This window comes from Halomonas aestuarii, from assembly GCF_001886615.1.
Taxonomy (GTDB): Bacteria; Pseudomonadota; Gammaproteobacteria; order Pseudomonadales; family Halomonadaceae; genus Halomonas; species Halomonas aestuarii.
Map to the genome: position 1 here is coordinate 189556 of NZ_CP018139.1, position 24150 is coordinate 213705.

Consider the following 24150-nt stretch of genomic DNA (forward strand, 5'->3'; position numbering starts at 1 on the left):
CGCGCCCTGCAAGCCCCTCACATCAAGGCCCCTCACAGCAAAGCCCCCGAGCCGGTCGACCGGCTCGGGGGCGTCTTCGTGCCAACCCCCCAACGGCGGGCAACCGCAGTGACCAGCTTACCGCATGCCGGCCAGGGCCGCGCGATGCGCGTGCAGCTTCTGGTAGCTCTCGATCAGGCGATGGTGCTTCTCGAGGCCTTCCAGCGCCATGCTGGTGGGGGTCAGGCCATGGAAGCGCACGGTGCCCTTCACCGAACCCACCACGGCGTCCATGGTCGCCTCGCCGAACATGCGCGTGAGGTTGTGGCGGTAGTCCGCCAGGGCCAGCTCGTCATCCAGGGTGATCTCCAGCACCGCGTGCAGGGCCTGGTAGAAGAGCCCGCGCTCGACGGTGTTGTCGTTGAACTGCTGGAACATGTCTACCCGCTCCAGCGCCTCCTCGTGCTGGCCCAGCGCCAGGTTGATCAGCAGCTTGAGCTCGAGAATGGTGAGCTGGCCCCAGACGGTGTTCTCGTCGAACTCGATGCCGATCAGGGTGATGATGTCGATGTGGTCATCGAGCTGGCTCTCCTCCAGGCGCTCCAGCAGGTCGGCCAACTGGTCGTCGCTCAGGTCGTGGAGGTGAAGGATGTCCTCCCGGTAGTCGAGGGCCATGTTGGTGTTGTCCCAGACCAGGTCCTCCACCGGGTAGACCTCGGAGTAGCCCGGCACCAGGATCCGGCACACCGGCGCGCCGAGATCCTCGTGCACGGCCACGTACGCCTCCTTGCCCAGCTCCTCGAGGATCCCGAACAGCGTCGCCGCCTCTTCCTCCGTACTGCTGGAACCGCTGCCGGAGAAGTCCCACTCGACGAAGTCGACGTCCGCCTTCGCACTGAAGAAGCGCCAGGAGACCAGCCCGGAGGAGTCGATGAAGTGCTCGACGAAGTTGTTGGGCTCGGTCACGGCCAGCGAGCTGAAGGTCGGCGCCGGGAAGTCATTCAGGCCCTCGAAGCTGCGGCCCTGCATCAGCTCGGTGAGGCTTCGCTCCAGGGCCACCTCGAAGCTCGGGTGCGCCCCGAAGGAGGCGAAGACGCCGCCCGTCTTCGGGTTCATCAGGGCGACGCAGGCCACGGGGAATCGTCCGCCCAGGGAGGCGTCCTTGACCAGGATCGGGAAGCCCTGCTCCTCCAACGCCTCGACGCCCTCAAGGATGTCGGGGTACTTCCTCAGCACCTCGTGGGGCACGTCCGGCAGGGCGAGCTCCTGCTCGATGATCTCGCGCTTCACGGTCCGCTCGAAGATCTCCGACAGGCACTGCACCTGCGCCTCGTGCAGGGTATTGCCGGCACTCATGCCGTTGCTGAGGAAGAGGTTCTCGATCAGGTTGGAGGGGAAGTACACCGTCTCGCCGTCCGACTGGCGCACGAAGGGCAGCGAGACAATGCCGCGCGCCACCTGGCCGGAGTTGGTGTCGATCAGGTGGGAGCCGCCGAGCTCGCCGTCCGGATCGTAGATGGCCCGACAGTGGTCGTCGAGGATGCCCTCCGGCAGCTCGTCGTTCGGCCCCGGCTGGAACCACTCCTCGTCGGGGTAGTGGACGAACTGGCTGCCCGCGATCTCTTCACCGAAGAACTGGTCGTTGTAGAAGAAGTTGCAGCTCAGCCGCTCGATGAACTCGCCCAGCGCCGAGCAGAGTGCGCTCTCCTTGGTGGCGCCCTTGCCGTTGGTGAAGCACATCGGCGAGGCGGCGTCGCGGATATGCAGCGACCAGACATGGGGCACGATGTTGCGCCAGGAGGCGATCTCGATCTTCATGCCCAGGTCAGCCAGGATCGAGGTCATGTTGGCGATGGTCTGCTCCAGCGGCAGGTCCTTGCCCTCGATCCAGGTGGCGCCCTCGCCCTGCGCCTTGCCCAGCAGCAGCGCCTGGGCGTCCTCGTCGATGTTCTCCACGGTCTCGATCTGGAACTCGGGGCCGGTCTGCACCACCTTCTTCACCGTGCAGCGGTCGATGGAGCGCAGGATGCCCTGGCGATCCTTGTCGGAGAGGTCCGCCGGCAGCTCCACCTGGATCTTGAAGATCTGGTTGTAGCGGTTCTCCGGGTCGACGATGTTGTTCTGCGACAGCCGGATGTTCTCGGTGGGGATGTCGCGCGCGTTGCAGTAGACCTTGACGAAGTACGCCGCGCACATGGCCGAGGAGGCCAGGAAGTAGTCGAACGGACCGGGTGCCGAGCCGTCGCCCTTGTAGCGGATCGGCTGGTCGGAGATGACCGTGAAGTCGTCGAACTTGGCCTCCAGCCGGAGGTTGTCGAGATAGTTGACCTTGATTTCCATGGACAAAGCACCGGATGTAGAGATGGGGCGGTCGTAGCGCGTAACCGGCCATTATCCAGCTTTTTCCGGGCTTCGTCTTGGTCGCTTTACCAAAAGACACCACCTCGACGCGGGCGGCGTCGGCCCTGCCTAGTGCCGCCGCTGGCTGCTCGCCTCGATCAGGTCGACGAGGATGCGCTCGACATTGCTACCACCGATGCCGATTCGCGCGCCCGGGGAAAGGGTCGACAGGGTCTGCAGCGCACGCGGATAGTCGCCGGCCACGTGGTCCCACAGTGCGGAAACCAGCGCCAGGGCGACGTCGCGATTGGCGCCCTCGGGGGTGGCCTCGATGGCGGCCTCGCAGCGCTTCAGCCCGTCCAGATCTCCCGCCGTGGCGTAGAGGGCCGCCACGTGCAAGGCGATGAAGGGGTGGCCGATCATGCCCCAGACGCGAGCGATATGTCCGGTCACGTCGTCGTCCAGCGGGCGCTGCCGGCCGCTCTGCAGGTAATCCCTGAGCAGGAAGCCGCCGCAGTCTGCCAGCGTCAGCACCGGGCCGCAGGTGGTGGTGGCCGGCGAACAGTACGACAGGTAGCGCTGCATGGCGGCTTCGCGGTCACCGGTCTGGAACTCGGCAAGCGCCAGGTGCCATTGCACGTGGCCGTACATCTGGCCATCCCGTGCGCCGGGCCCGTACACGCGAAGCCAGTCACCCAACTGCGTGGCCGACGTCTCGGCCGCGCCGTCGTCATGGAGCAGGTGCGCCAGGGCATGAATGGAGAATAGCGACTGGGGGCGGATCGCCAGGGCCCGCTCGATGAGATCGCGACCGCGCTCCCGCTGGCCCGCCTCGCTGGCGGCGAAGCCGAGCCGGGCCAGGAAGGCCCAGTCGTCGCCCAGCGCCTCCTCCACGGACTCGAAGATCGACAGCACGGCCTGCTGCTTGGTAGGGCCGCCGTAGAAGAACCGGTTGCCCGTCAGCAGCGAGACCACCAGCAGGTCGGCGGGTGTCGTCCGGAGATAGGCCTCTGCCCTGTCGAGGGTCGCGCCCGGCTGGTCGAGCAGCCCGATCACCATCCCGACATGCTGGCGCTCCCAGTCACTCGCCTTCAGGGCGGCGCGCTCGGCCCGTTCGCGATGGAGATCGCTCCCCGGCTCGCCGGCATCCTTCGCCAGGTAGTAGCGGGCCGCGGCGGCCAGGGCGAACTCCTCGTCGAGCTCGATGGCCCTGTCCAGGGTCTCGGTGGCCCCGGACTCGGAGCCGAGTATCCGGTCCACCGCGTCCTGGTAGAGCTTGACCGCCTCGACGGAATCACTCGATACCGGGTGGCCTGTGCGCGCTTCGATCATGGAACATCCTCATGGGGGCTTACGTTCCCGGCACGGCGGCCGGGTGGAGGTCGGGACGTCCCAGTCCCGCGAGCCGAACGACGTCCGGGGTCAGGCGCCCTCGGGGCCATGCACCGTGCAGGCGGGGAGAAGAGTCAAGGGGGCATTCTCGCGAACTCGCCCTTCAAGATTAGGCGAGCGGCCCGGCCGGCGCCACGGCACCCGCCAGAAACCCGATGATGGCCTGGTTGACCCGTGCCGGCTGCTCGAGCGCCGTGAGGTGCCCTGCCCCGGGGATGACCTCGAAGGTGGACCGGGGGAGCCGGTCATGCATCCGGCGGGAGAGCGCCACCGGCAGCGAGCGATCCTCCTCCCCCACGAGGACGAGCGCCGGCACGCGGATCTCATGCAGGCGGTCGAGCACCGAGTCGCGCCGTATCAGCGCATCCAGGCAGAGCAGCGCGGAGGGCACATGGTTCCGGGCAAACTGCGCCTTCCCTGCGTCGACCAGGGTGGGATGCCCACGCCGGGTGGTGGCACCGAACATCAGCTTCGCGATGGACGGCAGCAGCGGACGAAAGCCGAAGGCCCGGACAGCGGCCCCCATGGCGCGATACTTCAGCCGGTGCAACGGCGTTTCGGATCCGGCATCCGTGTCCATCAGGATCAGGCCGGCCACCCGCTCGGGGTGGCTGAGCGCGGCACGCAGCGCCACCATGCCGCCGATCGACAGGCCGCACCAGACCGCCCGCTCGATGCCCAGCGCGTCGAGCACGGCGATGACGTCGTCGACCGCATCATAGAGAGAGAAGCGCGCCGCCAGGCGACCCGACCGGCCATGGCCGCGAAGGTCGGGATTGATGACGCGGTAATGCTCAGCCAGGACGGGAACCTGCTCGCGCCACATCTTTCCCGAGTAGAGGAAGCTGTGACCGAGGACGACCGGCAGCCCCGATCCGCTCTCCTCGAAGGCGATCCGGATGCCTTGATGGTCGACCAGTGTCATGGATGTCTCCGGGGGACGAGAGTGCGTGCGGTATGCGGTATGCGGCATCAGTACCGGACCGGTCGTTGACGGCATCACCGGGAGGCAAGACGGCAGGCGCATCCTGTCTGACGTCTTGTCAGGCGGCCTGGATGTTTACATCCACTGGTCATGCCGATGTCCATCTTCCTCTCATTTTCGCCAACCGGCATAGATTCTTGCAGCGATAGCGCCTTTATCCTGACGCGTTGTTGCTTGGGAGGACATGGATTTCGCATCCGTCTCAGCGGCGGGACGCAGCTCGACTTTCGGCCTGTCCGTCAGGTTTAGTTGCTCGATGTTTCCCGACGTATACCACCCGTCCGCAGAGCGCGGAGACTCGTTGAAGTGAAGGTATCCCACTCCAGAGAAGTCGTCATCCTGCGCTTCATGATCCCCCTTGTAGAAATATCTCAACTCCATCGTTGCCGCGTTGAAACTGACACCTATGCTCCACCAGCTGGCGAAAGGCTCTCCATCCGCGGTGTATGCATCACCGTTTATCACCACCTGCTGTTGCTCTTCGGAGTACTGGATCGTCACGAAGCTGACCGCATTGGTCCTGTCATGCCGAATGAATTGCCACCAATTCCCTTCGATGGTGGAAAAACCGGAAGGTGCGACTGTCTTTCCGAACCAGTCTGTGGCCTTGAAGAGCCCAATGACAGAGGCAACCAGTTCAATCACCAATGCCGAGAAGAGGACTTTCAGGTATTCCGCATCGACCTCTATCAAGTGAGTGACACCCAGCAGGGTAACGGTCGCCGTCAACACGAAGATGACGATGACGGAGTAAAACAGGGTTTCGCGCGCATATTTCATATTACGCCCTCTCCATCGACATCACTCGACACTGCCCCAAGGCGCTGTGTTGTAGTGGCAGGCCTGGGGTCAGGAACACGCCTTGGTCTGACATCTCGCACATGGGCTCAGGCAGACAAGCCACGTACAAGGATGTAGACCGCCATCGCGATGACCGGCAGCGAGCTGAGGGTCCAGCAGGTGGCACGGATGTCATGCAGCTGGGCCGTCGAATAGGCGATGAAGTGTGCCGCCCTGGCGATGACGTACCCCCACAGGAGCACCTGGGCCAGGATCACCGGCGGGCCCGTCAGGACGAACAGGAAGCCCGCCACGAGGAAGCCCGGAATGCTCTCCAGGTCATTCAGGTTCATGCGTCGAGATCGCTCGACGTACTCATTGGGTTCCAGCTGGCCCGGGCCAGGCATCGGGTTCAGAGGACTCTTCTTCGCGTCCTCGGGACTGCGAAACCCCGCCCGCACCTCCATCATGCGAAACACGGTCATCCACGGCTGCAGCATGAGCTTGAGCAGCATGATGGCAGCCGCGATCAGATAGGTGACGAACACCGGATTGTCCAGGCTCAACAGGGCCATGTCGGTTTCCATCGGCGGCCTCCCCCTTTACCTTGATGGTGATCAGGAACGGAATGGCATCGAGGCACGGAGCCTTGGCTCACGACATCACTGGCCAGCCCCGTTGGCCAGGACGGCCATGCCATCGCAGTTGTCCAGCCGCAACCCGATGATGTCCTGGTACTCGGGCGAGTCGTACCACCCCCTGGCCGCTTCCTTGGAAGGAAACTTCAGCACCACCGTCACGTGCCTGGCATCGCCCTCCACGGCCTCACTGTCGAAATCCGCGGCCAGGATCTCCGCGCCATGGGCTTCCAGGATGGCCGGCACCGCAGCGAGGTAGGGATCGTAGGCGTCTCGATCATTGATGCGATAGTTGAAGACCAGATAAGCGGACATGTCGTGTCCCTCCTCACGCCACGGAAGTGTGGCCACCTCCCTGGCCATAGTGGCACTCGTGCACGCAGATGACTGCCTGCACGTCACGATGGCGCCGATGCCATCACCCTGAGGGAGGTCCATGTCCTAGAGTCTAGTCCCATGCGGCGGCCCTGGCCGTCTGGCCGGCACCACCGTCGTGATGGCACCCCGGCGCGTGAACATCGCCTCCCGGTTGAGCCAAACGACGACGACCGCCACCGCGACGAACCCCCAGGTATCGTAGGGCTGGGCGTCGGGCCACAGGGGATTGATCAGTTGCAGGTGGAAGATGGCGGGCAGCAGGAGGCTACCGCGCGAGCCGTTGAACAGCGGTGTCACGATGACACTGAGCGCGACGGTGCCCACCAGGAACGGCAGCAGTGACCAGCCGCTCTGCGGTGTGCCGCTCAGCAGAAAGGCCGGCAGGTGCCAGGCCGCCCAGATGCCGCCCACGACGAGCGACGCCCAGATCGGCGCCATCGATCGTTGCAGCAGGGGCAGGGCCATGCCGCGCCATCCCAGCTCCTCGAGTGGCCCCTTGATGGCCATCAGCAGCAGCGCCACCAGATAGGCGGCCGGCGAATCGAACGGGAATAGCGTCGGCCAGGCTCCCTCCTTGAACAGGGCCGAGAGGTAGAAGACCAACGGCACGACGATGACCAGGAACGCATACCAGGCGAGGGACGCCCGCCACTGCAGCAGCCGGGAGAGAAAGCGTCGAAGCCCGTCGACGCCGTGCCGACGGTGCACCACCGCCAGGGCGGCGATCGCCGGCGCATAGACCGCCAGGTAGAACAGCGGGTGCGACCCCGTCAGGCGCCCGAACAGCCGGGTCATCGGCTCCGCGGCGAAAAGGTAGAGCCCGAGGATGCCCCAGGCGATCAGGAAGGTCAGGGCAACAAAGGGGATCAGGTCGCGTTGACGCATGGCGGAGTGGCCTCAAGAGGGTGCCTGGCAAGGGCCGGCGGGTCAGCCGCCGCGTCGCCATAGCAGGATCAGCAGGACGGCGAGCAGGACATTCCCCCAGAGCATGAAGGGATACATGTCCGGCGAAATGCGCAACCACTCGCCGGTCAGGTTCATCATGCCGTGAAAGATGAGCACCGCCAGAATGCTGCGCCCGGTGCGATGGTAGACGTGGACGATCAGCAGCGTGTGGCAGACGATCATGGGCAGCCACCACGAGAGTGCCGGATCGAAGGTAGTGTTGTCGTAATATCCCGGAAACACGACGAACGGCGCGTGCCAGGCCGCCCAGACCACCCCGTTGATCAATCCCGCGGCCATCTGGCCGAGGCGCTGCTGGAGCACGTCCAGGTAGTAGCCACGAAGTCCCACCTCCTCGACCGCTGGAAAGACGAACGACAGGAGCAGGAGGAACAGCAGCAGGCTTGGGTTCTGCAGGAGTGAGCCGTTCACATCGAGGGGCGAGTCGGTGACGCCAAGCCACATCGCCAGGCCCGCCATGGCCAGGTCGAATACCAGCCAGAACGAGAGGATCAGCAGCCACCACGACCCGGGTATCCGCCGCCAGTCGATGAGGCGACACGCCAGGTCACGAAGCTGTGCCCTTCCCCCCGTAACCGCCGCCAGACAGAGTCCAGCGATCAGCGGGCTGGCGCCACCGACCAGGAACCACAGGATATTGGGAAAGGCCCATACGGAGGAGTCGGACAGCAGCAAGGGCGTCCAGAAGAGGTAAGCCCACCCCAGATATAGCAGCGGAAAGGCGAGGACTGGGTGTGCCAGCACCCATTGACGCAAACCGGTGACGTCGTCGCGTGCATCAGCCATGGGGAAAGTCGATATCCGTCACGTTCACCACGAAGAACGGAAAGTACCGATCCGTGCCGAAACCGTTGCCAGCTTCCACGTGGGTGGGCAAGCGGAACCCCGCGAAGGTCCGATACGCCGATAGGTGGCCACCGAACGGTTGCAGCCGATACGCCTTGTCCGGATTGGCATTGCTCCAGCGTTCGAAGCACACCTGGGTCGGCTGGCCATCCACCGCCACCCGAACATCGATGGCCTGCGACAGTGCCCCATGCCTCACGGTGAGACGGGCGCAATCCGTGTCCACCCATTCCCAGTCGATCCCCGGGCCCGGCAGCACCGCGGCCGGGGTCCAGAATACGGCTTCGGCCACATAGCGCCCGAAGGCCGCTCGTGCGTGGTCCGGGTCACCCCCCAGGCGTGCCACCGGCAGCAGCCCCATCAGCCAGAAGCGGGTCCAGCGCTCGCTGTCCGAGCCGGACAGGTGCATCAGACCGCGTCTCGCGCGCATCTTCCAGACGAAACCGGCCGGCATGGCCAGGGTCTGTGTCGCCGACATCTCGAGGTAGCCCGGGGCCTCCTTCGTTCCCATCCCGAAGCGCCCCGTCATGGTGATGTGGGCCACCGTATGGAGCGGTGTGCCCGGCGCAATCGTGTAGAGAAAGTAACGCCTCGCGGGCTCCGGCAGGGCCTCGACCATCGCCGGATCGAACGCAGTGGGCGCGGCCGGCTGTTCGGCGGCAAGCCGGGTAATGGCCTCACGATCCGCCCGATGATCACTTACCCGCCAGGCAGAGAGTGCCATCACGGCCAGCGGGATCGACAGGAGCAGCAGGTTCGTCAGCATGCTTCAGGTGGCCCATTTCCCCAGAAGTGACCACGACGCCTCGCGGCGGGATCGCGTGGTGAGAACGTGACGTTCAGGGCAAGTCGCACAGGGTAGAGGCGTTATGAAGACCACCGGGAACACACCGCCCCCTCACGCCCGTTCGGCCTCGTCCTGTCCCTTTTCCTCGTACATCAGGGCATCCCCTTCCGCCAGCAGGGCCTCGATGGTCTCATGCCTCTCGGCGTGGAACGCCACGATGCCGTGGGTGAACTGGATCTCATAGCCCCGGTCGGCGTCTCGATTGTAGCGGCTCAGGGTCTCGCCGAGTCGCGCTATGTAGCATTCCGCGGTCTGAATCGTCGCATTCGGCAGCAGGGCGACGAATTCATCGCCGCCCAGCCGGGCGATGATGTCGGCTCGTCGGGATGAGCCGCCCAGAATCTCGGCGAAGGCCGCCAGGGCCAGGTCCCCCTCCTGGTGCCCGTGGGCGTCGTTGATGTCCTTGAACTTGCACAGGTCGATGAAGACCAGGGTGGCCGGCATCTCGTAGCGGGTGCAGAGGTCGAGGCTGTGCTGGGCCAGCCCCATGAAGCCCCGCCGGTTCGACAGGTTGGTCAACTCGTCCCGCGTGGCCAGCTTCACCATGGCCAGCTCGCGTTCGGCGATGGCCGCGAGGTCCTTCAGGGCCGCGATATCCTCCGCGGAAGGCTCCCGTGGCGTGTGGTCGATGATGCAGAAGGTGCCCAGGTTATGGTGCGCCATGTCGGTGATCGGGCATCCGGCATAGAAACGAATGCGCGGCCCCCCCGCCACCAGCGGGTTGTCCGCGAAACGCTCATCCTCCAGCGTATCGCGGACGATGAAGACGTCGCTGCCGAGAATCGCATGGCCACAGAAGGAGATGTCCCGGGGGGTCTCGGAAGCCTCCAGCCCAGCGTGGGACTTGAACCACTGCCGGTCGTGGTCGACCAGGCTGACCAGCGCGATGGGCACCCCGAACAGGCGCCTGGCCAGGCGTGTCAGACGGTCGAACCGTTCCTCGGCCGGCGTATCGAGGATGTCGAAGGAGCGAAGTATCTCGATTCGGGACTCCTCATCCACGGGGTTGCAGGGCTTCTTCACACCGTTCTCCAGCGATGGCACCGCCATCGAGCGTCATAGTTCGGAAAGGAAACGCATCAGGGAGACTGCGTCGGAAAAGTCGCCATCGAGCACGGCCTGCGGCCCATTCTCGCCGGTGCGCAGCAGCGCGGGGGGGGAACATGCCGAAGGCGATGGCCTGGCCTGGCTCCTTCAACAGGTCGATCTCGCATGGCCAGCCCTCGAGGCCGGCCTGCCGGGGCCGTGCCCATCAGCACTTCCGCCCCGAACTGGTAGACGTCCGTCAGCGACAGGCCCTGCGATGAGATGACCAGCTCGCGTACTGGTTGGAGTGGGCCGCTCCCCGGGACGGCATGAAAAATCTCATGAATCAGGTTAACGCAGTCCGTCCCCGTCAACGACGGTTTCCGCCAACGGTCGACCACTTTTCAAGACCTGGCGAGGCATCGGCCATGACTAGAGGTGCTGCGTTGCCTCGTCCAGCACCGTCTTGACCCGATTCGGCATGGCCTTGCGGCGGTGGCTGGCCAGGTAGAGCGTCTCGCTGACGGGGTGCGAAAGCGAGTGGACCCTGACCCGCCGTGGCTTGTCGAAGGCCTCGACCGCATGGGCCGGCAGCACCGTGAACCCCAGTCCGAGGCTGACGGGCTCGAGGATCAGGTTGACCTGGTTGGAGAACCCGGTCTTCTCGAGCTGGTGGACGTGCTCGAACTCGGCGTAGTTGGCGCCCAGCAGCAGGCCGGCATGGTGGGCGCCGTCGGGATGATCGATGAAGCCCAGCCGGCGAAGCGTCTCCCAGTCGGGCTCGGCCGCATCAATCGGCGTGACCAGCAGCAGCGGCTCCCGGGCCACCGGCCTGGCGCTGACCTCCTCCAGCGAGGAGGGCGTCGTCATGAAGCCGATATCGACCTCGTCACCGGCGACGGCCCGCTCCACGTCGGCATTGGGGGCAAAGCGGTAGTCGATCACCAGCGCCGGGTGCCGCCGCTGAAGTGCCAGCAGGTGACGATAGAGCTTGAGCCCCACGCTGCCGGGCGACATGACCCGGACGACGCCCTCGTAGGCCGGATCCGCTCCCACCCGCTGCTCGAGGTTGTCCAGCGACTGCACGATCTGCCGCCCTTCCCGATACAGGCGCTCTCCGGCATCGGTGAGCGTGAACCGCTTGCCCTGCCGCACCAGCAGGTCGCGCCCCAATTGGTACTCGAGCTTGCTCACCTGCTGGCTGACACCGGACTGGGTCATGTGCAGCCGCTCGGCGGTGCGGGTGAAATGCCCCACCTCCACCAGGGTGCAGAAGCTGCGCAGCCAGACGGGATTTATCATTACAGCCCATACTCATCAAAATGATAAATGATAATTTTAAGTGATTATCTAATGCCCGTACACTCCCTCCCTGTCGATGTCCCCTATCGACACTCCCCCATCGACATTCCCGACGCCATTACCCAGAAACACAGGAGGACAGGTCATGAACAACGTCTACCCGAGGAACTTCTCCCACATCGGCATCTCGGTGCCGGATCTCGACAAGGCGGTCGAGTTCTACACCGAGGTGATGGGGTGGTACCTGATCATGGAACCGTCGGAGGTCGTCGAGGACGACAGCGCCATCGGCGAGATGTGCACCGACGTGTTCGGCAGCGGCTGGGGCAGCTTCCGGATCGCCCACCTGTCGACCGGCGACCGGATCGGCGTCGAACTGTTCCAGTTCAACAACGCCGAGGACCCGGAGGACAACTTCGAGTACTGGAAGACCGGCGTATTCCACTTCAGCGTGCAGGACCCCGACGTCGAGGGGCTGGCCGAGCGCATCGTCGCCGCCGGCGGCCGGAAGCGCATGGCGAAGCCACGCTACTACTACCCGGGCGAGAAGCCCTATCGCATGATCTACATGGAGGACCCGTTCGGGAACATCCTCGAGATCTACAGCCACAGCTACGAGCTGACCTACAGCGAGGGTGCCTACTGACGCCCCGCCACCCTGGGTCATCCTGCGTCACGCGACAGGCCCCGAGCCGGATCACTGACCCGGGGCCTGTCGACGCCATCGAATGCGGACGGGATCGTCAGCCGGTGGCGCCCACCATCCCCTCGTACAATCGCTCGAAGCGGAAAGGCTCGACATAGCCGGGGGCGCTGAAGGGGTTGGAAAAGGCGATGATGAAGTAGAGCACCAGCCCCGTGTAGACACCGAACAGCAGCAGCAGGGTCAGGTTCACCGGAGTGGGTGGGAAGGGAAAGTAGCCGATCGACATCACCACGATGCCGGCAATGGCCGCGAAGAAGAACAGGTCGTTGGTGCCCACCAGCGCGGCCGTCTCCCGATTGATGCGAAGCTCGGAGAGCTCGCGGACCTGGCCCAGCATGATCTCCCTCAGGGAGTCCTGTCGACGCGTCTCGGGGACCAGGTCCAGGATGGCGTGATATACGTGCTGCCATTCCGCCCAGGCCTGCTCATCCAGTTGCCCTTGCCTCGCCAGGCCTGGCCACTCCCGCTCCAGCACGATGGCGGTGTAGTCGACGAGATGCGTCTGCACCGAGGCGGTGGCCTCGTCGTCATAGCGCTGGAGGTCATAGTAGATATCCCCCACGAGGGTGGCCTCACGAGTCATCGCATGTCTCGCCTCGCTGAAGTTCAGCAGTTCCTGGGCAAAGATCAGCGCCAGGATCAGGCTGTGCAGGGCACCGATGCGAAACAGCACGGACCCGGCCAGATCCTTCGAGTGCTCGTCGGCCCTGGCCAGCATGACCCTGCGCGCCAGCAGATACGGCACCAGGGCCAGCGCGCTGGCGATGAGGACGATCACGACGATCAGCAGGGCGTTGGGCAGATGGGAAAGGTAGGTCATCGGTTCCGGTCCATTATCCGGCATGTCGACGGGCGTCGGCGCCATTGCGTCCGGCCATCGATGTCAGGCGCTTGCCCGGTCGCCGACCGGCATGGCACCACCCGCTGGCCATTGAACAGGGCGTGCCATCACCGTCGCGGGCGGTTCGATGCCCGACCCTGAATCAAGCGGCTTTGTGTCACCGTGGAGATTCTAGACCAGGCGCAGGCGGGTCGCCGGAAGTGCGCCCCAGGCCAGGAAGACAACGGCGACCACCCTTTAGACCTTGGTCGAACATCTGGTAGAATGCGGGCGCTCTGGTCGGCGTTGCGTCCCTCGCCGCCGAAAATTCTCCCAACTAGAGCATCCGCCATGTCCCAGAATGACCAGACCGCCGACTCACGGACGGGTCTACTGTCACGCTTCGGCGATCCTCTCGTCCTGCTGCTCACCGTGGGCTTCATCATCGCCTTCGTGGGGCTCTCCCTGTATGACATCCAGGGGGTCGCCGACGGCATCGCCAGCGGCTTTACCTGGACGGCCGCTACGCTCGGCACCTATTTCCAGCTGCTGCTGCTGCTGACCTTCCTGGTCGGCATCGGGGTGGCGATCTCCCCCGCCGGCGAGGCCCGGGTCGGCAACCTCGATGCGCCACAGATCAGCACCTTCAAGTGGCTGTCGATGATCATGTGCACCCTGCTGGCCGGCGGCGGCGTCTTCTTCGCCGCGGGTGAGCCGATCTACCACTTCGTGGTCACCCCGCCGGCCTTCGACACCGAAGCCGGCACCGCCGAGGCGGTGGCCGGCGCCCTGGCCCAGTCGTTCATGCACTGGGGCTTCCTGGCCTGGGCCGTGCTCGGCACGCTCACCGCCGTGGTGCTGGCGCACGCGCACTACGTGAAGGGTCAGCCGCTGCAGCCGCGCACCCTGCTCTACCCAGTCCTCGGCGAGCGGGTCATGAAGGGCTGGATCGGCAGCGTGGTCGATGCCTGCTGCGTGATCGCCGTGGTCGCCGGCACCGTCGGCCCCATCGGCTTCCTCGCCACCCAGGTCAGCTTCGGCCTCGGCGAGCTGTTCGGCATCGGCCAGGGCTACGGCACCCAGCTGGCCATCCTGGTCGTGCTCGGCGCCGTCTACGTCACCTCGGCGATGACCGGCATCCACAAGGGCATCCAGGTCCTCAGCCGCTTCAACGTCTTCCTGGCGCTCGCCATCGCGGCGGTGATCGCGGTCTTCGGCCCCACGCAGTTCCTGATCAACGCCTTCACCCAGGGCTTCGGCGAGTACCTCTCCTCGTTCTTCACCATGGCGACCATGACCTCCGAGACGGCGCCCGCCTGGTGGATGAAGTGGTGGACGGTGTTCTTCTTCGCCTGGTTCATCGGCTACGGTCCGCTGATGGCGATCTTCGTGGCGCGCATCTCGCGAGGCCGCTCCATCCGCCAGATGATCCTGGCCGTCGCCGTGATGGCGCCGATCGCCACTGCCCTGTGGTTCACCCTGCTCGGCGGCTCCGGCATCCACTATCAGCTGACCGGCGTCATCGACCTCACCGAGGCGCTCAACAACTTCCAGTTCGACGTGGCGACCCTCACCGTGGCGCAGGCGCTGCCCGGCGGCAGCCTCATGGCGATGGCCATACTGCTGCTGACAAGCATCTTCGTGGCCACCACCGGCGACTCCATGAGCTACGCCATCGCCGTGGTCTGCACCGGCCACGATGCACCGCATCGCCTGGTGCGCGCCTTCTGGGGTATCGCCATGGCCCTGATGGCGGGCATCCTGCTCTACATGGGTGCGGGCCAGATCAGCGCCCTGCAGCAGTTCATCGTGATCACGGCCATCCCGGTCTCGCTCGTACTGCTGCCCTCGCTGTGGACCGGGCCCCAGGCGGCCTATGCCATGGCGCGCGAGCAGGGCGTGGTGGCACCGCGGGGCCAGGCGGCAGCCGCCGCGCGTCACTGATCCCCGGCGGGTTGGCGTCGCGACATGGCGCCGGCCATCGCATTGATGCTCGCGGCACCTGGCGCGACGCCATGATGCACAAGGCCCCGAACCAGCCAGCTGGTTCGGGGCCTTTGTCGTCGGCCTGATGCCCTCCCGAGAGAAGGTGTCAGGACAAGGGATACCGCCTAGCCCCGACTGGGATAGACGCCCTGCAGCGCGATGCAGTAATGCAGATTGTCATCCAGGTTCTTGGTCTTGAGATCGGGCAAGGCGAAGGTCGTTCGCCCGTCCCCGCCGTAGGTGTTGCCGATGAGGGAGTAGAGCGTCGTATTCTGCTCGATCTGCAGCATCTGGCCTTCGCAGAACGCCCAGCCGCGGGGCGCGAAATTGTACGGAAACAGCTGTATCTGACCGATGAACGGTTCCATGAAGCCTTCCTCTTTTCCATGGCCACGCGATGTGCGTCGGCCTCCATGAATCGATGCCCTTGCGACTCTCCCCGGACTGCCGGAGGTCCCCAGAGGGCTGTCTTGCCAGCGGACGACGGGGAGCGCTGCGTCATGCCGTCCGCTCTGTGTCATAGCGAGAGGCAATAACCGCGGCCTTGATCGATAAGCCTAGATAGCGCCCCGGGATTTGCAACGCCCCCCGAGACCCGCGGCCTTCCGAGGCGAGGGAGGCCGGAACTCCCCCGAAGGGAGCGTCAGGGCGCCCGCAGCGCCCACTGCCCGCCGCGCTCCAGGGCCTGCCCCTCGGCCTTGAGCTTGAGCAGGTGGGCCAGTGCCGAGCGGGCCGCGATCCCCTGGCGCGCCTCCGGCACGTCGTCGTAGGCGTGGCGGGTCAGGGCCTCCAGGCTCGCCGGCCCATGGCGCTTCAGCGCCCGACAGACCTTGTGCTCCCGGGCCAGCCGGTGGGTGATCAGGAAGTCGATGGCGGCGTGGGCCTCGCCGATGAGGAAGCCGTGGCCCGGCGCGATGAAGTCGACGGGCCGCTCGAGCAGGGTATGCAGCGCGTCCAGGTAGGCGGCCATGTCGCCGTCCGGCGGGTTGATCACCACCGTGGAGCCCTGCATGACGTGGTCGCCCGAGAACAGCAGGCGCGCGGGTTCCAGCAGGTAGCAGAGGTGGTTGGAGGCATGCCCCGGCGTGTGCAGCACCGTCAGGGGGCCCGCGGGAGTCTCGAGGCGCTCGCCATGCCGGGGCCGGTGGTCCGGTGCGAAGCCGGCGTCCTGTCCCTCCCCCGCCGGCGCCGGGTGGCCGACCAGTCGGGCACCGGTGCGTGCGCTCAGCAGGGCCGCGCCCGGGGAGTGGTCGCGATGGGTATGGGTGACCAGAATCCGTGAGATTCGCCTCCCGGCGAGCGCCAGCAGACGCTCCTGGTGTTCGGGCAGCTCGGGACCGGGGTCGATCACCACGTGGTCGTCGCCATCGCCGAGCAGGTAGCTGTTGGTCCCCGGCCCCGTCATCACGCCCGGGTTGGCCGCGGTGACCCGGGTGACGCCCGGCGCCAGCCTCACCGCCCTGCCGGGCAAGATCTCGGCACTGGCCATCCCCTGCCGGCCGGGATCGAGACGGCTCACCTCCGCATAGGCCGGGGCATCCGGCTCGACCTGCCAGGCGGTTCCCCCCTTGCGAGCCGGCCAGGGACGGCTGGGCCTCGGGGTCGGCGGGTTGGCATGGGCATGGCGCATCAGCGCCTCGCCGGTGGGGAAGTCGGCGAGGATGCGCAGGGTGCGGAGGGTGGGATACCCCAGCGGCAAGCGGCCGGTCCGGTGATCCGCCAGGGCCCGGGCCGGCGTCAGCCAGGCATGGGCGATGGTCTCGCTGCCGTCGTGCGCCGCCTGCTGGCCCGGCGGCGCCAGGGCGACAAAGAAGCGCGTGTCGAAGCGCCGCGGCGCCCCCCGGGGCGTGACCCAGTGACCGAGGTAGGCCAGCCGGTCCAGCGGCAGGCCAAGGCCATGCTGCTCGCACAGGGCGCGAAAGCTCGCCTGCCCGCGCCGCAGCGCCTCCCGACCGGCCGTGAGGATGGGGTGATCGCCCGCCGGCAGTTGCCCCTGGTCATCCACGGCCAGCAGCAGGCCCGCCTCCTCGAGGCACTCCCTCAGGGCCGCGATCATGTAGTCGGCCCCGCCCTCATCGAGGCTCAGGGTCTGGCTGACGGCGGCGTCGCCGCGTCCCGAGGCACAGGCCCGCAGGTCCGGGTCCTGGGGGTCCACGGCCCCGCCGGGGAAGACGAAATAGCCGGGCAGGAAGGCCGCCTGCCAGGTGCGCTGCAACAGCAGGACCTCCAGCCCCCGGTCGCCGTCGCGCACCAGGGCGAGGGTCGCGGCGGGACGGATCTCGGGGGCTGGGGTCATGGGCCGGCTCCGGGCAGTGAACGGGGCAGGACCCAGAGATACCATGCCGAGGGCCCGCCGCCCACCACCTGGCGGGGCGGGGCGCAGGCCACTGGCTAGACTCTGGACAGGCCATCACCGCAGACGGAGTCCCCCATGCCGACCTACCACAACGTCGCCACCCTCCCCCTTCCGCTCTTCCCCGGCAGCCATCTGGTGATCGACGACGACTACATCTTCCTCTCGGGGCTGACCGTCGAGGATATCCAGGGCGGCGAGACCGTGATCGGCGACATGCAGGCAGAGACCCGCCTGGTGATGCGCAGCCTCCAGCGCATGCTGGCCTCCGTCGGCTGCGACATGGCCGACGTGGTAAGGGTCGACGTGCACATCACCGACCTCGACCTGATCCGCGACATGGACGCCGCCTACGCCGAGTTCTTCGAGGCCCATCGCTACCCGGCGCGCACCTGCACCCAGTCGCCCCGCCTCTAGGGCGGCGCCCACGTGGAGATCACCGTGATGGCCCGCCGCCCCGCCGGCAGCAAGGAGAGCGACGCGCCACCGGAGGCGGATCGCTCCACCCCCTGAGGGGGAACGGCGCCGCACGGGAACCCCAGCCTGACCCCGACCATCGACGCCGGGGCCCTCCACGGGCGACCTCTTCACCGAAGCAGTGCATCGAAGCCCCCTTGAGCACCATATGTGTGCATACCCATGGCGGCCGTGCGCCCTCCTCGGCTATATGCACCATCGGGAAGCCTCCAACCCCCTGGCTTCCATCCGGATGCGCCAACATGGAACATCTCTTGCATCGCAGGGAGGTCCTACAAGTCCCAGAGGCCCCGAGGGGGCGACCAACGCATCCGGAGAGATCACCGACGTGGATATCACGAGTGCAGTCCAGACCCTGACCCAGAGCGCCAACACGCTCTTCATCCTGATTGGCGCCATCATGGTCCTCGCCATGCATGCCGGCTTCGCCTTCCTCGAGGTCGGCACGGTACGCCACAAGAACCAGGTCAATGCCCTGGTCAAGATCATGACCGACTTCGGCGTCTCCGCCATCGCCTACTTCTTCGTCGGCTACCTCGTCGCCTACGACACCCACTTCCTGCACAGCGCCAGCGAGCTGACCGCCGGCAATGGCTACGAGCTGGTCAAGTTCTTCTTCCTGATGACCTTCGCCGCGGCGATCCCGGCCATCGTCTCGGGCGGCATCGCCGAGCGGGCCCGCTTCTACCCGATGCTGGTCGCCTCCGCGCTGATCGTCGGATTCGTCTATCCGTTCTTCGAGGGCATCGTCTGGAACGGCAACTTCGGCATCCAGGAGTGGCTGGCGCATCGTTTCGGTGCAGGCTTCCACGACTTCGCCGGCTCCGTGGTGGTGCATGCCGTGGGCGGCTGGGTGGCGCTGATGGCCCTGCTGCTGCTGGGCGCTCGCAACGGGCGCTATCGCAACGGTCGGGTCGTGGCCTTCGCCCCCTCCAACATCCCCTTCCTGGCCCTCGGCGCCTGGATCCTGACCATCGGCTGGTTCGGCTTCAACGTCATGTCGGCCCAGACCCTCGACGGCATCAGCGGCCTGGTCGCGGTGAACAGCCTGATGGCGATGGTCGGCGGCATCGTCATCTCGATGGTGCTCGGCAGGAAGGACCCGGGCTTCATCCACAACGGCCCCCTGGCCGGCCTGGTGGCGGTCTGTGCCGGCTCCGACCTGATGCACCCCGTCGGCGCCCTGGTCACCGGCGGCGTGGCCGCAGCCATCTTCGTCTACCTCTTCGAGTGGGCCCAGGATCGGATCGAGCGCCTGGATGACGTGCTCGGCGTCTGGCCGCTGCATGGCGTCTGCGGCGTCTGGGGCGGCATCGCCGCGGGTATCTTCGGCCAGGCTGGGCTGGGCGGCCTCGGCGGCGTCAGCCTCGCCTCCCAGCTCATCGGCTCGCTGGCCGGGGTGCTGGTGGCCGTGGTCGGTGGCCTGCTGGTCTATGGCGCCATCGCCATGATCACCGGCCTGCGCCTGAGCGAGGAGGAGGAGTTCAACGGCGCCGACGTCAGCGTGCACCGCATCGGGGCCAACGCCTGGGACTGATCGAGCAACGGGCCGGGGGATGAATGTCGCCCCGGCCTTCCCTATGCTGGAGGCCTGTTCGATGACGGGAGACAACGACCACCATGTGGGACCAGCGCGAGATCGTCCTGTCGCCCCGCTCGCGGGGCTTTCACCGGGTCACCGACGAGGTCGTCGCCGGCCTGCCGCGGCTCTTGGACTGCCGGGTGGGGCTCGTGCACCTGCAGCTGCTGCACACCTCGGCCTCGCTGACCCTCAACGAGAGCGCCGATCCGGACGTGCGCCACGACATGGACGCCTTCCTGCGTGACCTGGTGCCCGGCGACCTGCCCTACTTCCGCCATACCCTCGAGGGTGACGACGACATGCCGGCCCATGTGGCCGCCAGCCTGTTCGGGACCCAACTGACCGTGGCCGTGAGAGGCGGACGCCTGGCCCTGGGGACCTGGCAGGGCATCTGGCTCGGCGAGCACCGCGACCATGGCGGCTCCCGCCGCCTGGTCGCCACATTGCAGGGAAGCCGGGACGGGCAGGAATAGGACAGCCCTCACCGCCGCTCGACGCTCTCCAGCGTCAGTCGTCGCCCCTCGCTGGGCGAGAAACGAAAGTGTCCCTGCACCCGGACGGCCTCGCCCAGGTAGGGCGCGATCCGCTCCTGGGGAAAGAGCTCGACCCGGTGCAGGTCCTCGTCCTCGATCCAGTAGTGCAGCGGGTCCTCGAAGCGGCGCACCACGCCCTGGGTCGCCACGCGGCTGTCGTCGTGCGCGGCGGGATTGTTGGCGAGCACTGGCAGGGGCACCTCGGCGACGGCGTTCTCGTCGCTGCAGGCCCCCAGCAGGAGCCCGGCGAGCAGGATCGCCAGGCAGGTGGCGGCCGGTCTTGCGTGAGCTGTCATCACGTCCCTCTCGAAGTACTGATTCGAAGTACTGATAGCCAGTGGCTGATCAAAGACCGATGTCCGCGCCAGTATCGCCGACGCCCCCCTGTCGCGTCATCGCAATGCGACGTCGCGGCCCTTTTCCCCCACCGGGCCCCGGGCTAGGGTAGACACCACCCCTGTGCCGATGTCGGGCATGGCCCGCCACCCACGCCGAGAGTCACCGATGCCGCGATCCCGCCCCTTGCGTTTCCGCTCCCGTTGTCGCCACCTCTGCCGCTGGGCCGTCCTGGCCGGGCTCCTCCTGCCCCTCGCGTCTCCTGCCAGCCTGGCCGATGACTGCCCCCTTCCCGGCCAGTGGCAGACCCGCGGCGGCGAGCGCCTGTCCACCGCGGCGCTGATGCCTGAGCTCACCGACCATCGCGTGCTGCTGCTCGGCGAGCGCCACGACCGGATCGACCATCACCGCTGGCAGTTGCATACCCTGGCCGCCCTGCATGCCTATCGGCCGGACATGGTGATCGGCCTGGAGATGCTGCCCCGCGAGGCCCAGCCGGCGCTGGACGCCTGGGTGGCCGGCGAGTTCGACGAGCCCGGCTTCCTGGCGGCCAGCGACTGGCAGCGGGCCTGGGGCTTCGACCCCGCCCTCTACCTGCCGATCCTGCACTTCGCGCGGATGCAGCGGATCCCGCTCGTGGCCCTCAACGTCACGCCGGCGCTGCGCGGTCGGCTGGCCATGGAAGGCTGGGAGGCCGTCCCCGCGGAGGAGCGCTTCGGCATCACCCCGCCGGCCCCTGCCTCGCCGGCCTATCGCGACCGCCTCACGGCGATCTACGACCAGCACGTCGACCGCGACGACGACACGGCGGGCCTCGAGCGCTTCATCGGCGCCCAGCTGGTCTGGGACCGCGCCATGGCTGCGGCGCTGGTGGAGGCCGCAGGGCGAGACACCCTGGTGGTGGGCCTGATGGGCGAGGGGCACCTGGCCAACGGCGAGGGGGTCCCCTACCAGCTCGACGACCTCGGCCTCGACGACCACCGCACCCTGCTGCCCTGGACCCCGACGGGCGACTGCATGGCTCCTGCGGGGCGAGCCGACGCCCTCTACGTGCTGGGCGACGAGTCTGCGTTCCAGCCTTCCGCGCCCCTGCGCCTGGGGGTGCTGCTCGAGGCGCACCCGGACGGCGTGCGGGTGCGCCGCATCGAGCCGGGGAGCGTGGCCGAGCGGGCGGGCCTCGCCGAGGGCGATGTCATCGTCAGCGCCGCCGGGGTCGCCGTGGACACCCCCACCGACCTCACCACCCTCCTGCGTCGCCAGGCCCCGGGCACCCTGCTGCCGCTGGGGGTCCGGCGCGACGGCGTCACCGAGGAGCGGCTGGCCCGCTTCCCCCCGAGCTGAGGGGCCTCGGGCCCGGCATGACGCGGCGCAGGGCGCGCCTCGCCGCCTCCGGGAACGACTATGCTGAAGGTATGGAGAGCAACATCACCGGAAGCTAGCCAACCATTGTCGTTCCCGGCCCAAGTGGCCGAAGGAGAAAGTGTCATGAGCATGCCCATGACGATACGGGAGTACCTCCGAGCCTGTGACATCGACTTCGAGGAAGTGCCCCATCCACACGAAGTGACAACCAGCCGCATCGCCCAGCAAGCGCATGTCGCCGGCAACCAGATGGCCAAGGCCGTCATGCTGAAGGGCGACGCAGGTTACCGCCTGGCCGTGCTGCCCAGCACCTGCGATGCCGATCTCGACCTGCTCTCGGCGCTTTTTCACGAGAAGGTCGAGCTTGCCTCGGAAGCGCAGATCGTCGAGCAGTTCCGCGACTGCGATCCCGGCGCCACCAGCCCGGTGGGCCAGGCCTATGGCCTGCAGGTCTACATCGACGACCTGCTACGCCATCAGCCCGACATCTACTTCGAGGCCGGTGACCACGAGACCCTGGTGCACATGAGCGGCAGCGAATTCGACCGCCTGATGACCACCAGTCCGCATGGCCGTTTCAGTCGGCACCACTGACCGCCCGGTCCGGGCCGCGGCCACGCCCCCTGGCCGCGGCCCTTTCCTGCGACCCGCCCTGCCATCCTGCTCGCTGCAATGGTGGGGCATCGCCTTGCCCGGCACGCTCGCCCCGCCTGCACCGTGAGGATGGATTCGATCTCGGCAACCGAGCGATACCGCCGAGGCCCGCTGGCCGTCGTCCGCTTCCTGGGGCTGGTGCTCCTGGGCGCCGTCATCGGCGCCATCGCCTCCCTGTTCGCCGTGGGGTTCGTCGCCGCGGTGCTCGCGCTCAATGACCTCCTGCTGATCTCGCCGCGCAGCCGGATGATGTTCGACCATCCCGGCCTGCTGGTGGCCATCACCATCGCGGTGCCGACGCTGGGCGGCCTGGTGGTCGGCCTCGTGCACCTCGCCATTCCCGAGCGGCGCCCCCATGCCCCGGCCGACGTGATTGCCGCCGTGCAGACCCGCCGGGGGCGGCTGCCGGTCCGGGCCGGAAGCCTCTCGGCGCTCGGCGCGCTGGTCTCGCTGGGCGCCGGAGCCTCGGTAGGCCAGTACGGCCCCCTGGTGCACCTGGGGGCCACCCTGGGCTCGCTGGGCGCGCGGCTGCTGCGCCTGGGGCGCTCCGACGACAACATCACCATCGCCTGCGGGGTGGCCGCCGCCATCGCCACCGCCTTCAATGCGCCCCTGGCGGGCATCGTCTTCGCCCACGAGGTGGTGCTGCGCCACTATGCCCTGCGCGCCTTCGCCCCGGTGGCCGCGGCCGCCCTCGTCGGCCACGTGATCGCCACCAACGTGCTCGAGCGCGGTGCGCTCTTCCATGTCGCCGACACCGCCGTGCCACACCCCTGGGAGTTCGTCGCCTTCCTCGCGATCGGCGGCCTCGGCGCCCTGGTCGCAGGGGCCTACATGGGCACCCTGCTCGGCGTCACGCGACTGGCCATGCGCCTGACGCTCCCCCCGCCGCTGCGACCCGCCCTGGCCGGCTCCCTGCTCGGGATCGCCGCCCTGTGGGTGCCTGACATCCTCGGCATGGGACAGGAGACCCTGCGCTTCGCCACCATCGCCGGGGCCTTCGGCAGCGGCGAGCTGCTGCTGGTCCTGGTGCTCAAGATCGCCGCCACGGGGCTGTGCCTGGGCATGGGCTTCGGCGGCGGGGTGTTCAGCCCGGCGCTGGTCATCGGCACGCTGTTCGGGGCCCTGTGCGGGAGCCTCGTCGGCCAGTTCAGCGGGGCGCCCCAGGAGACCTTCGTCTTCTACGCCGTCTGCGGCATGGTGGCCGTCACCGCCCCGGTGATCGGCGCCCCCCTGACGAGCCTGCTGATCGTCTTCGAACTGACCGGCAGCTACGCGCTGACCACCGCCGCGCTGGCCAGCGTGACCCTGGCGAGCCCCATCGCCGCCCAGCTCTTCGGTCACTCGCTGTTCGATATCCAGCTCGAGAGTCGCGGCCTGGATCTCTCCGCGGGGCGCGGGCGTGCCGTGCTGCGCTCGACCCCGGTGGTGGAGCTCCTGACCGAGGAGTGCGTGACCCTGCGCCCGGAGACCCCGGTGGCGGCGGCGGTCACGGCCCTCTGCCAGGCCCGGCACGGCGAGGGCTACCTGGTCGACGAGCAGGGGCGCTACCTGGGCTGCGTGGGCCTGGCCGACCTGGAAGCCGCTCGGGAGGCCACCGCGGGCGACCTCCGGGTGGGTGGCGTCGTCCGCCTGGCGCGCTCGGTCCTGGCGCCGGACACCTCGCTGTGGGACGCCATGGAGGTGCTCCAGGACGTTACCGGCGAGGCCCTGCCGGTGGTCGATGCCGAGGCCGATGACGCCTTCCTCGGGGTGGTCTTCGAGTCGAGCATCGCCCGGGCCTACCTGGCACACAGCGACGAGCTGCGAAGGGAGGAACATGGCACGGGATGAACGAGAATTAGGGCAAGGGCCAGGCCGGT

At 67.2% G+C, this 24150-nt stretch carries 23 protein-coding genes; 8 read left to right on the forward strand and 15 right to left on the reverse strand.

Features of this window, described 5'->3' with window-relative positions; genetic code table 11:
• Positions 1 to 117: 117 nt before the first annotated feature.
• From BOX17_RS00855 to BOX17_RS00905, 11 genes are all read right to left on the reverse strand, one after another.
• Positions 118 to 2319, reverse strand: coding sequence for an OsmC domain/YcaO domain-containing protein (locus BOX17_RS00855; RefSeq protein WP_071941613.1), 2202 nt, complete (start codon positions 2317 to 2319; stop codon positions 118 to 120).
• 129 nt (positions 2320 to 2448) lie between these two features.
• Positions 2449 to 3651, reverse strand: a complete 1203-nt coding sequence (locus tag BOX17_RS00860) for a tetratricopeptide repeat protein (protein ID WP_071941614.1) — start codon at positions 3649 to 3651, stop codon at positions 2449 to 2451.
• A gap of 169 nt (positions 3652 to 3820) precedes the next feature.
• Complete coding sequence (locus tag BOX17_RS00865) at positions 3821 to 4636, reverse strand: alpha/beta fold hydrolase (RefSeq protein ID WP_071941615.1); 816 nt, start codon at positions 4634 to 4636, stop codon at positions 3821 to 3823.
• A gap of 171 nt (positions 4637 to 4807) precedes the next feature.
• Positions 4808 to 5476: a hypothetical protein gene (locus BOX17_RS00870; RefSeq protein WP_071941616.1), complete on the reverse strand. Its 669-nt coding sequence runs from the start codon at positions 5474 to 5476 to the stop codon at positions 4808 to 4810.
• Between the two features lie 107 nt (positions 5477 to 5583).
• Complete coding sequence (locus BOX17_RS00875; protein WP_208858076.1) at positions 5584 to 6063, reverse strand: MAPEG family protein; 480 nt, start codon at positions 6061 to 6063, stop codon at positions 5584 to 5586.
• A gap of 75 nt (positions 6064 to 6138) precedes the next feature.
• Positions 6139 to 6429, reverse strand: coding sequence for a DUF1330 domain-containing protein (locus BOX17_RS00880; RefSeq protein WP_071946530.1), 291 nt, complete (start codon positions 6427 to 6429; stop codon positions 6139 to 6141).
• 126 nt (positions 6430 to 6555) lie between these two features.
• Positions 6556 to 7377, reverse strand: a complete 822-nt coding sequence (locus BOX17_RS00885) for a CPBP family intramembrane glutamic endopeptidase (RefSeq protein WP_071941617.1) — start codon at positions 7375 to 7377, stop codon at positions 6556 to 6558.
• 42 nt (positions 7378 to 7419) lie between these two features.
• Positions 7420 to 8244 carry a CPBP family intramembrane glutamic endopeptidase gene (locus tag BOX17_RS00890; protein WP_071941618.1) on the reverse strand — a complete coding sequence of 275 codons (825 nt, stop codon included), beginning with the start codon at positions 8242 to 8244 and terminating at the stop codon, positions 7420 to 7422.
• A complete protein-coding gene (locus BOX17_RS00895) occupies positions 8237 to 9070 on the reverse strand; it encodes a DUF6544 family protein (RefSeq protein WP_071941619.1) in 834 nt (277 codons plus the stop codon). Before BOX17_RS00895 ends, BOX17_RS00890 begins: the two co-directional genes overlap by 8 nt.
• Before the next feature lie 132 nt (positions 9071 to 9202).
• Entirely contained in the window at positions 9203 to 10174 is a 972-nt protein-coding gene (locus BOX17_RS00900; protein ID WP_244272178.1) for a sensor domain-containing diguanylate cyclase, read from the reverse strand.
• A gap of 435 nt (positions 10175 to 10609) precedes the next feature.
• Entirely contained in the window at positions 10610 to 11479 is an 870-nt protein-coding gene (locus BOX17_RS00905; RefSeq protein WP_071941621.1) for a LysR family transcriptional regulator, read from the reverse strand.
• A 145-nt stretch (positions 11480 to 11624) separates the two neighbouring features.
• On the opposite strand from BOX17_RS00905, the gene BOX17_RS00910 reads away from it, so the two are divergent.
• Entirely contained in the window at positions 11625 to 12125 is a 501-nt protein-coding gene (locus BOX17_RS00910) for a lactoylglutathione lyase family protein (RefSeq protein ID WP_071941622.1), read from the forward strand.
• A 97-nt stretch (positions 12126 to 12222) separates the two neighbouring features.
• On the opposite strand, the gene BOX17_RS00915 is transcribed toward BOX17_RS00910, so the two are convergent.
• A complete protein-coding gene (locus BOX17_RS00915) occupies positions 12223 to 13005 on the reverse strand; it encodes a bestrophin-like domain (RefSeq protein ID WP_071941623.1) in 783 nt (260 codons plus the stop codon).
• Positions 13006 to 13356: 351 nt separating this feature from the next.
• Between BOX17_RS00915 and BOX17_RS00920 the strand changes: the two genes are divergently transcribed.
• Positions 13357 to 14949 (forward strand): BCCT family transporter, encoded by a 1593-nt coding sequence (locus BOX17_RS00920; RefSeq protein ID WP_071941624.1) that lies wholly within the window; start codon positions 13357 to 13359, stop codon positions 14947 to 14949.
• A 167-nt stretch (positions 14950 to 15116) separates the two neighbouring features.
• On the opposite strand, the gene BOX17_RS00925 is transcribed toward BOX17_RS00920, so the two are convergent.
• A complete protein-coding gene (locus BOX17_RS00925; protein ID WP_071941625.1) occupies positions 15117 to 15359 on the reverse strand; it encodes a phage tail protein in 243 nt (80 codons plus the stop codon).
• A gap of 275 nt (positions 15360 to 15634) precedes the next feature.
• Positions 15635 to 17287, reverse strand: coding sequence for an MBL fold metallo-hydrolase (locus BOX17_RS17090; protein WP_071941626.1), 1653 nt, complete (start codon positions 17285 to 17287; stop codon positions 15635 to 15637).
• A 135-nt stretch (positions 17288 to 17422) separates the two neighbouring features.
• Between BOX17_RS17090 and BOX17_RS00935 the strand changes: the two genes are divergently transcribed.
• The 3 genes from BOX17_RS00935 (at position 17423) to BOX17_RS00945 (ending at position 19876) form a co-directional block, all read left to right on the forward strand.
• Positions 17423 to 17761: a RidA family protein gene (locus BOX17_RS00935; RefSeq protein WP_071941627.1), complete on the forward strand. Its 339-nt coding sequence runs from the start codon at positions 17423 to 17425 to the stop codon at positions 17759 to 17761.
• 388 nt (positions 17762 to 18149) lie between these two features.
• The gene (locus tag BOX17_RS00940) at positions 18150 to 19358 is read left to right on the forward strand and encodes an ammonium transporter (protein WP_071941628.1); all 1209 of its coding nucleotides are present in this window, start codon (positions 18150 to 18152) and stop codon (positions 19356 to 19358) included.
• Positions 19359 to 19441: 83 nt separating this feature from the next.
• Entirely contained in the window at positions 19442 to 19876 is a 435-nt protein-coding gene (locus BOX17_RS00945; RefSeq protein ID WP_071941629.1) for a secondary thiamine-phosphate synthase enzyme YjbQ, read from the forward strand.
• Positions 19877 to 19884: 8 nt separating this feature from the next.
• On the opposite strand, the gene BOX17_RS00950 is transcribed toward BOX17_RS00945, so the two are convergent.
• Entirely contained in the window at positions 19885 to 20232 is a 348-nt protein-coding gene (locus tag BOX17_RS00950) for a hypothetical protein (RefSeq protein WP_071941630.1), read from the reverse strand.
• Between the two features lie 208 nt (positions 20233 to 20440).
• Between BOX17_RS00950 and BOX17_RS00955 the strand changes: the two genes are divergently transcribed.
• The 3 genes from BOX17_RS00955 to BOX17_RS00965 all read left to right on the forward strand — a co-directional run bounded on the left by BOX17_RS00955 (position 20441) and on the right by BOX17_RS00965 (position 24121).
• On the forward strand, positions 20441 to 21613 hold the full coding sequence (locus tag BOX17_RS00955) for a ChaN family lipoprotein (RefSeq protein ID WP_086830676.1): 1173 nt from the start codon (positions 20441 to 20443) through the stop codon (positions 21611 to 21613).
• A 144-nt stretch (positions 21614 to 21757) separates the two neighbouring features.
• Positions 21758 to 22228, forward strand: coding sequence for an aminoacyl-tRNA deacylase (locus tag BOX17_RS00960; RefSeq protein WP_071941631.1), 471 nt, complete (start codon positions 21758 to 21760; stop codon positions 22226 to 22228).
• A gap of 129 nt (positions 22229 to 22357) precedes the next feature.
• Entirely contained in the window at positions 22358 to 24121 is a 1764-nt protein-coding gene (locus BOX17_RS00965) for a chloride channel protein (protein ID WP_071941632.1), read from the forward strand.
• Positions 24122 to 24150: the final 29 nt, after the last annotated feature.

What these genes read in the sequence shown, in the direction of transcription:
- BOX17_RS00855 (WP_071941613.1), bottom strand. Translation starts at nt 2,319, where the DNA reads ATGGAAATCAAGGTCAACTATCTCGACAACCTCCGGCTGGAGGCCAAG.
- BOX17_RS00860 (WP_071941614.1), bottom strand. Translation starts at nt 3,651, where the DNA reads ATGATCGAAGCGCGCACAGGCCACCCGGTATCGAGTGATTCCGTCGAG.
- BOX17_RS00865 (WP_071941615.1), bottom strand. Translation starts at nt 4,636, where the DNA reads ATGACACTGGTCGACCATCAAGGCATCCGGATCGCCTTCGAGGAGAGC.
- BOX17_RS00870 (WP_071941616.1), bottom strand. Translation starts at nt 5,476, where the DNA reads ATGAAATATGCGCGCGAAACCCTGTTTTACTCCGTCATCGTCATCTTC.
- BOX17_RS00875 (WP_208858076.1), bottom strand. Translation starts at nt 6,063, where the DNA reads ATGGAAACCGACATGGCCCTGTTGAGCCTGGACAATCCGGTGTTCGTC.
- BOX17_RS00880 (WP_071946530.1), bottom strand. Translation starts at nt 6,429, where the DNA reads ATGTCCGCTTATCTGGTCTTCAACTATCGCATCAATGATCGAGACGCC.
- BOX17_RS00885 (WP_071941617.1), bottom strand. Translation starts at nt 7,377, where the DNA reads ATGCGTCAACGCGACCTGATCCCCTTTGTTGCCCTGACCTTCCTGATC.
- BOX17_RS00890 (WP_071941618.1), bottom strand. Translation starts at nt 8,244, where the DNA reads ATGGCTGATGCACGCGACGACGTCACCGGTTTGCGTCAATGGGTGCTG.
- BOX17_RS00895 (WP_071941619.1), bottom strand. Translation starts at nt 9,070, where the DNA reads ATGCTGACGAACCTGCTGCTCCTGTCGATCCCGCTGGCCGTGATGGCA.
- BOX17_RS00905 (WP_071941621.1), bottom strand. Translation starts at nt 11,479, where the DNA reads ATGATAAATCCCGTCTGGCTGCGCAGCTTCTGCACCCTGGTGGAGGTG.
- BOX17_RS00910 (WP_071941622.1), top strand. Translation starts at nt 11,625, where the DNA reads ATGAACAACGTCTACCCGAGGAACTTCTCCCACATCGGCATCTCGGTG.
- BOX17_RS00915 (WP_071941623.1), bottom strand. Translation starts at nt 13,005, where the DNA reads ATGACCTACCTTTCCCATCTGCCCAACGCCCTGCTGATCGTCGTGATC.
- BOX17_RS00920 (WP_071941624.1), top strand. Translation starts at nt 13,357, where the DNA reads ATGTCCCAGAATGACCAGACCGCCGACTCACGGACGGGTCTACTGTCA.
- BOX17_RS00925 (WP_071941625.1), bottom strand. Translation starts at nt 15,359, where the DNA reads ATGGAACCGTTCATCGGTCAGATACAGCTGTTTCCGTACAATTTCGCG.
- BOX17_RS17090 (WP_071941626.1), bottom strand. Translation starts at nt 17,287, where the DNA reads ATGACCCCAGCCCCCGAGATCCGTCCCGCCGCGACCCTCGCCCTGGTG.
- BOX17_RS00935 (WP_071941627.1), top strand. Translation starts at nt 17,423, where the DNA reads ATGCCGACCTACCACAACGTCGCCACCCTCCCCCTTCCGCTCTTCCCC.
- BOX17_RS00945 (WP_071941629.1), top strand. Translation starts at nt 19,442, where the DNA reads ATGTGGGACCAGCGCGAGATCGTCCTGTCGCCCCGCTCGCGGGGCTTT.
- BOX17_RS00950 (WP_071941630.1), bottom strand. Translation starts at nt 20,232, where the DNA reads ATGACAGCTCACGCAAGACCGGCCGCCACCTGCCTGGCGATCCTGCTC.
- BOX17_RS00955 (WP_086830676.1), top strand. Translation starts at nt 20,441, where the DNA reads ATGCCGCGATCCCGCCCCTTGCGTTTCCGCTCCCGTTGTCGCCACCTC.
- BOX17_RS00960 (WP_071941631.1), top strand. Translation starts at nt 21,758, where the DNA reads ATGAGCATGCCCATGACGATACGGGAGTACCTCCGAGCCTGTGACATC.
- BOX17_RS00965 (WP_071941632.1), top strand. Translation starts at nt 22,358, where the DNA reads ATGGATTCGATCTCGGCAACCGAGCGATACCGCCGAGGCCCGCTGGCC.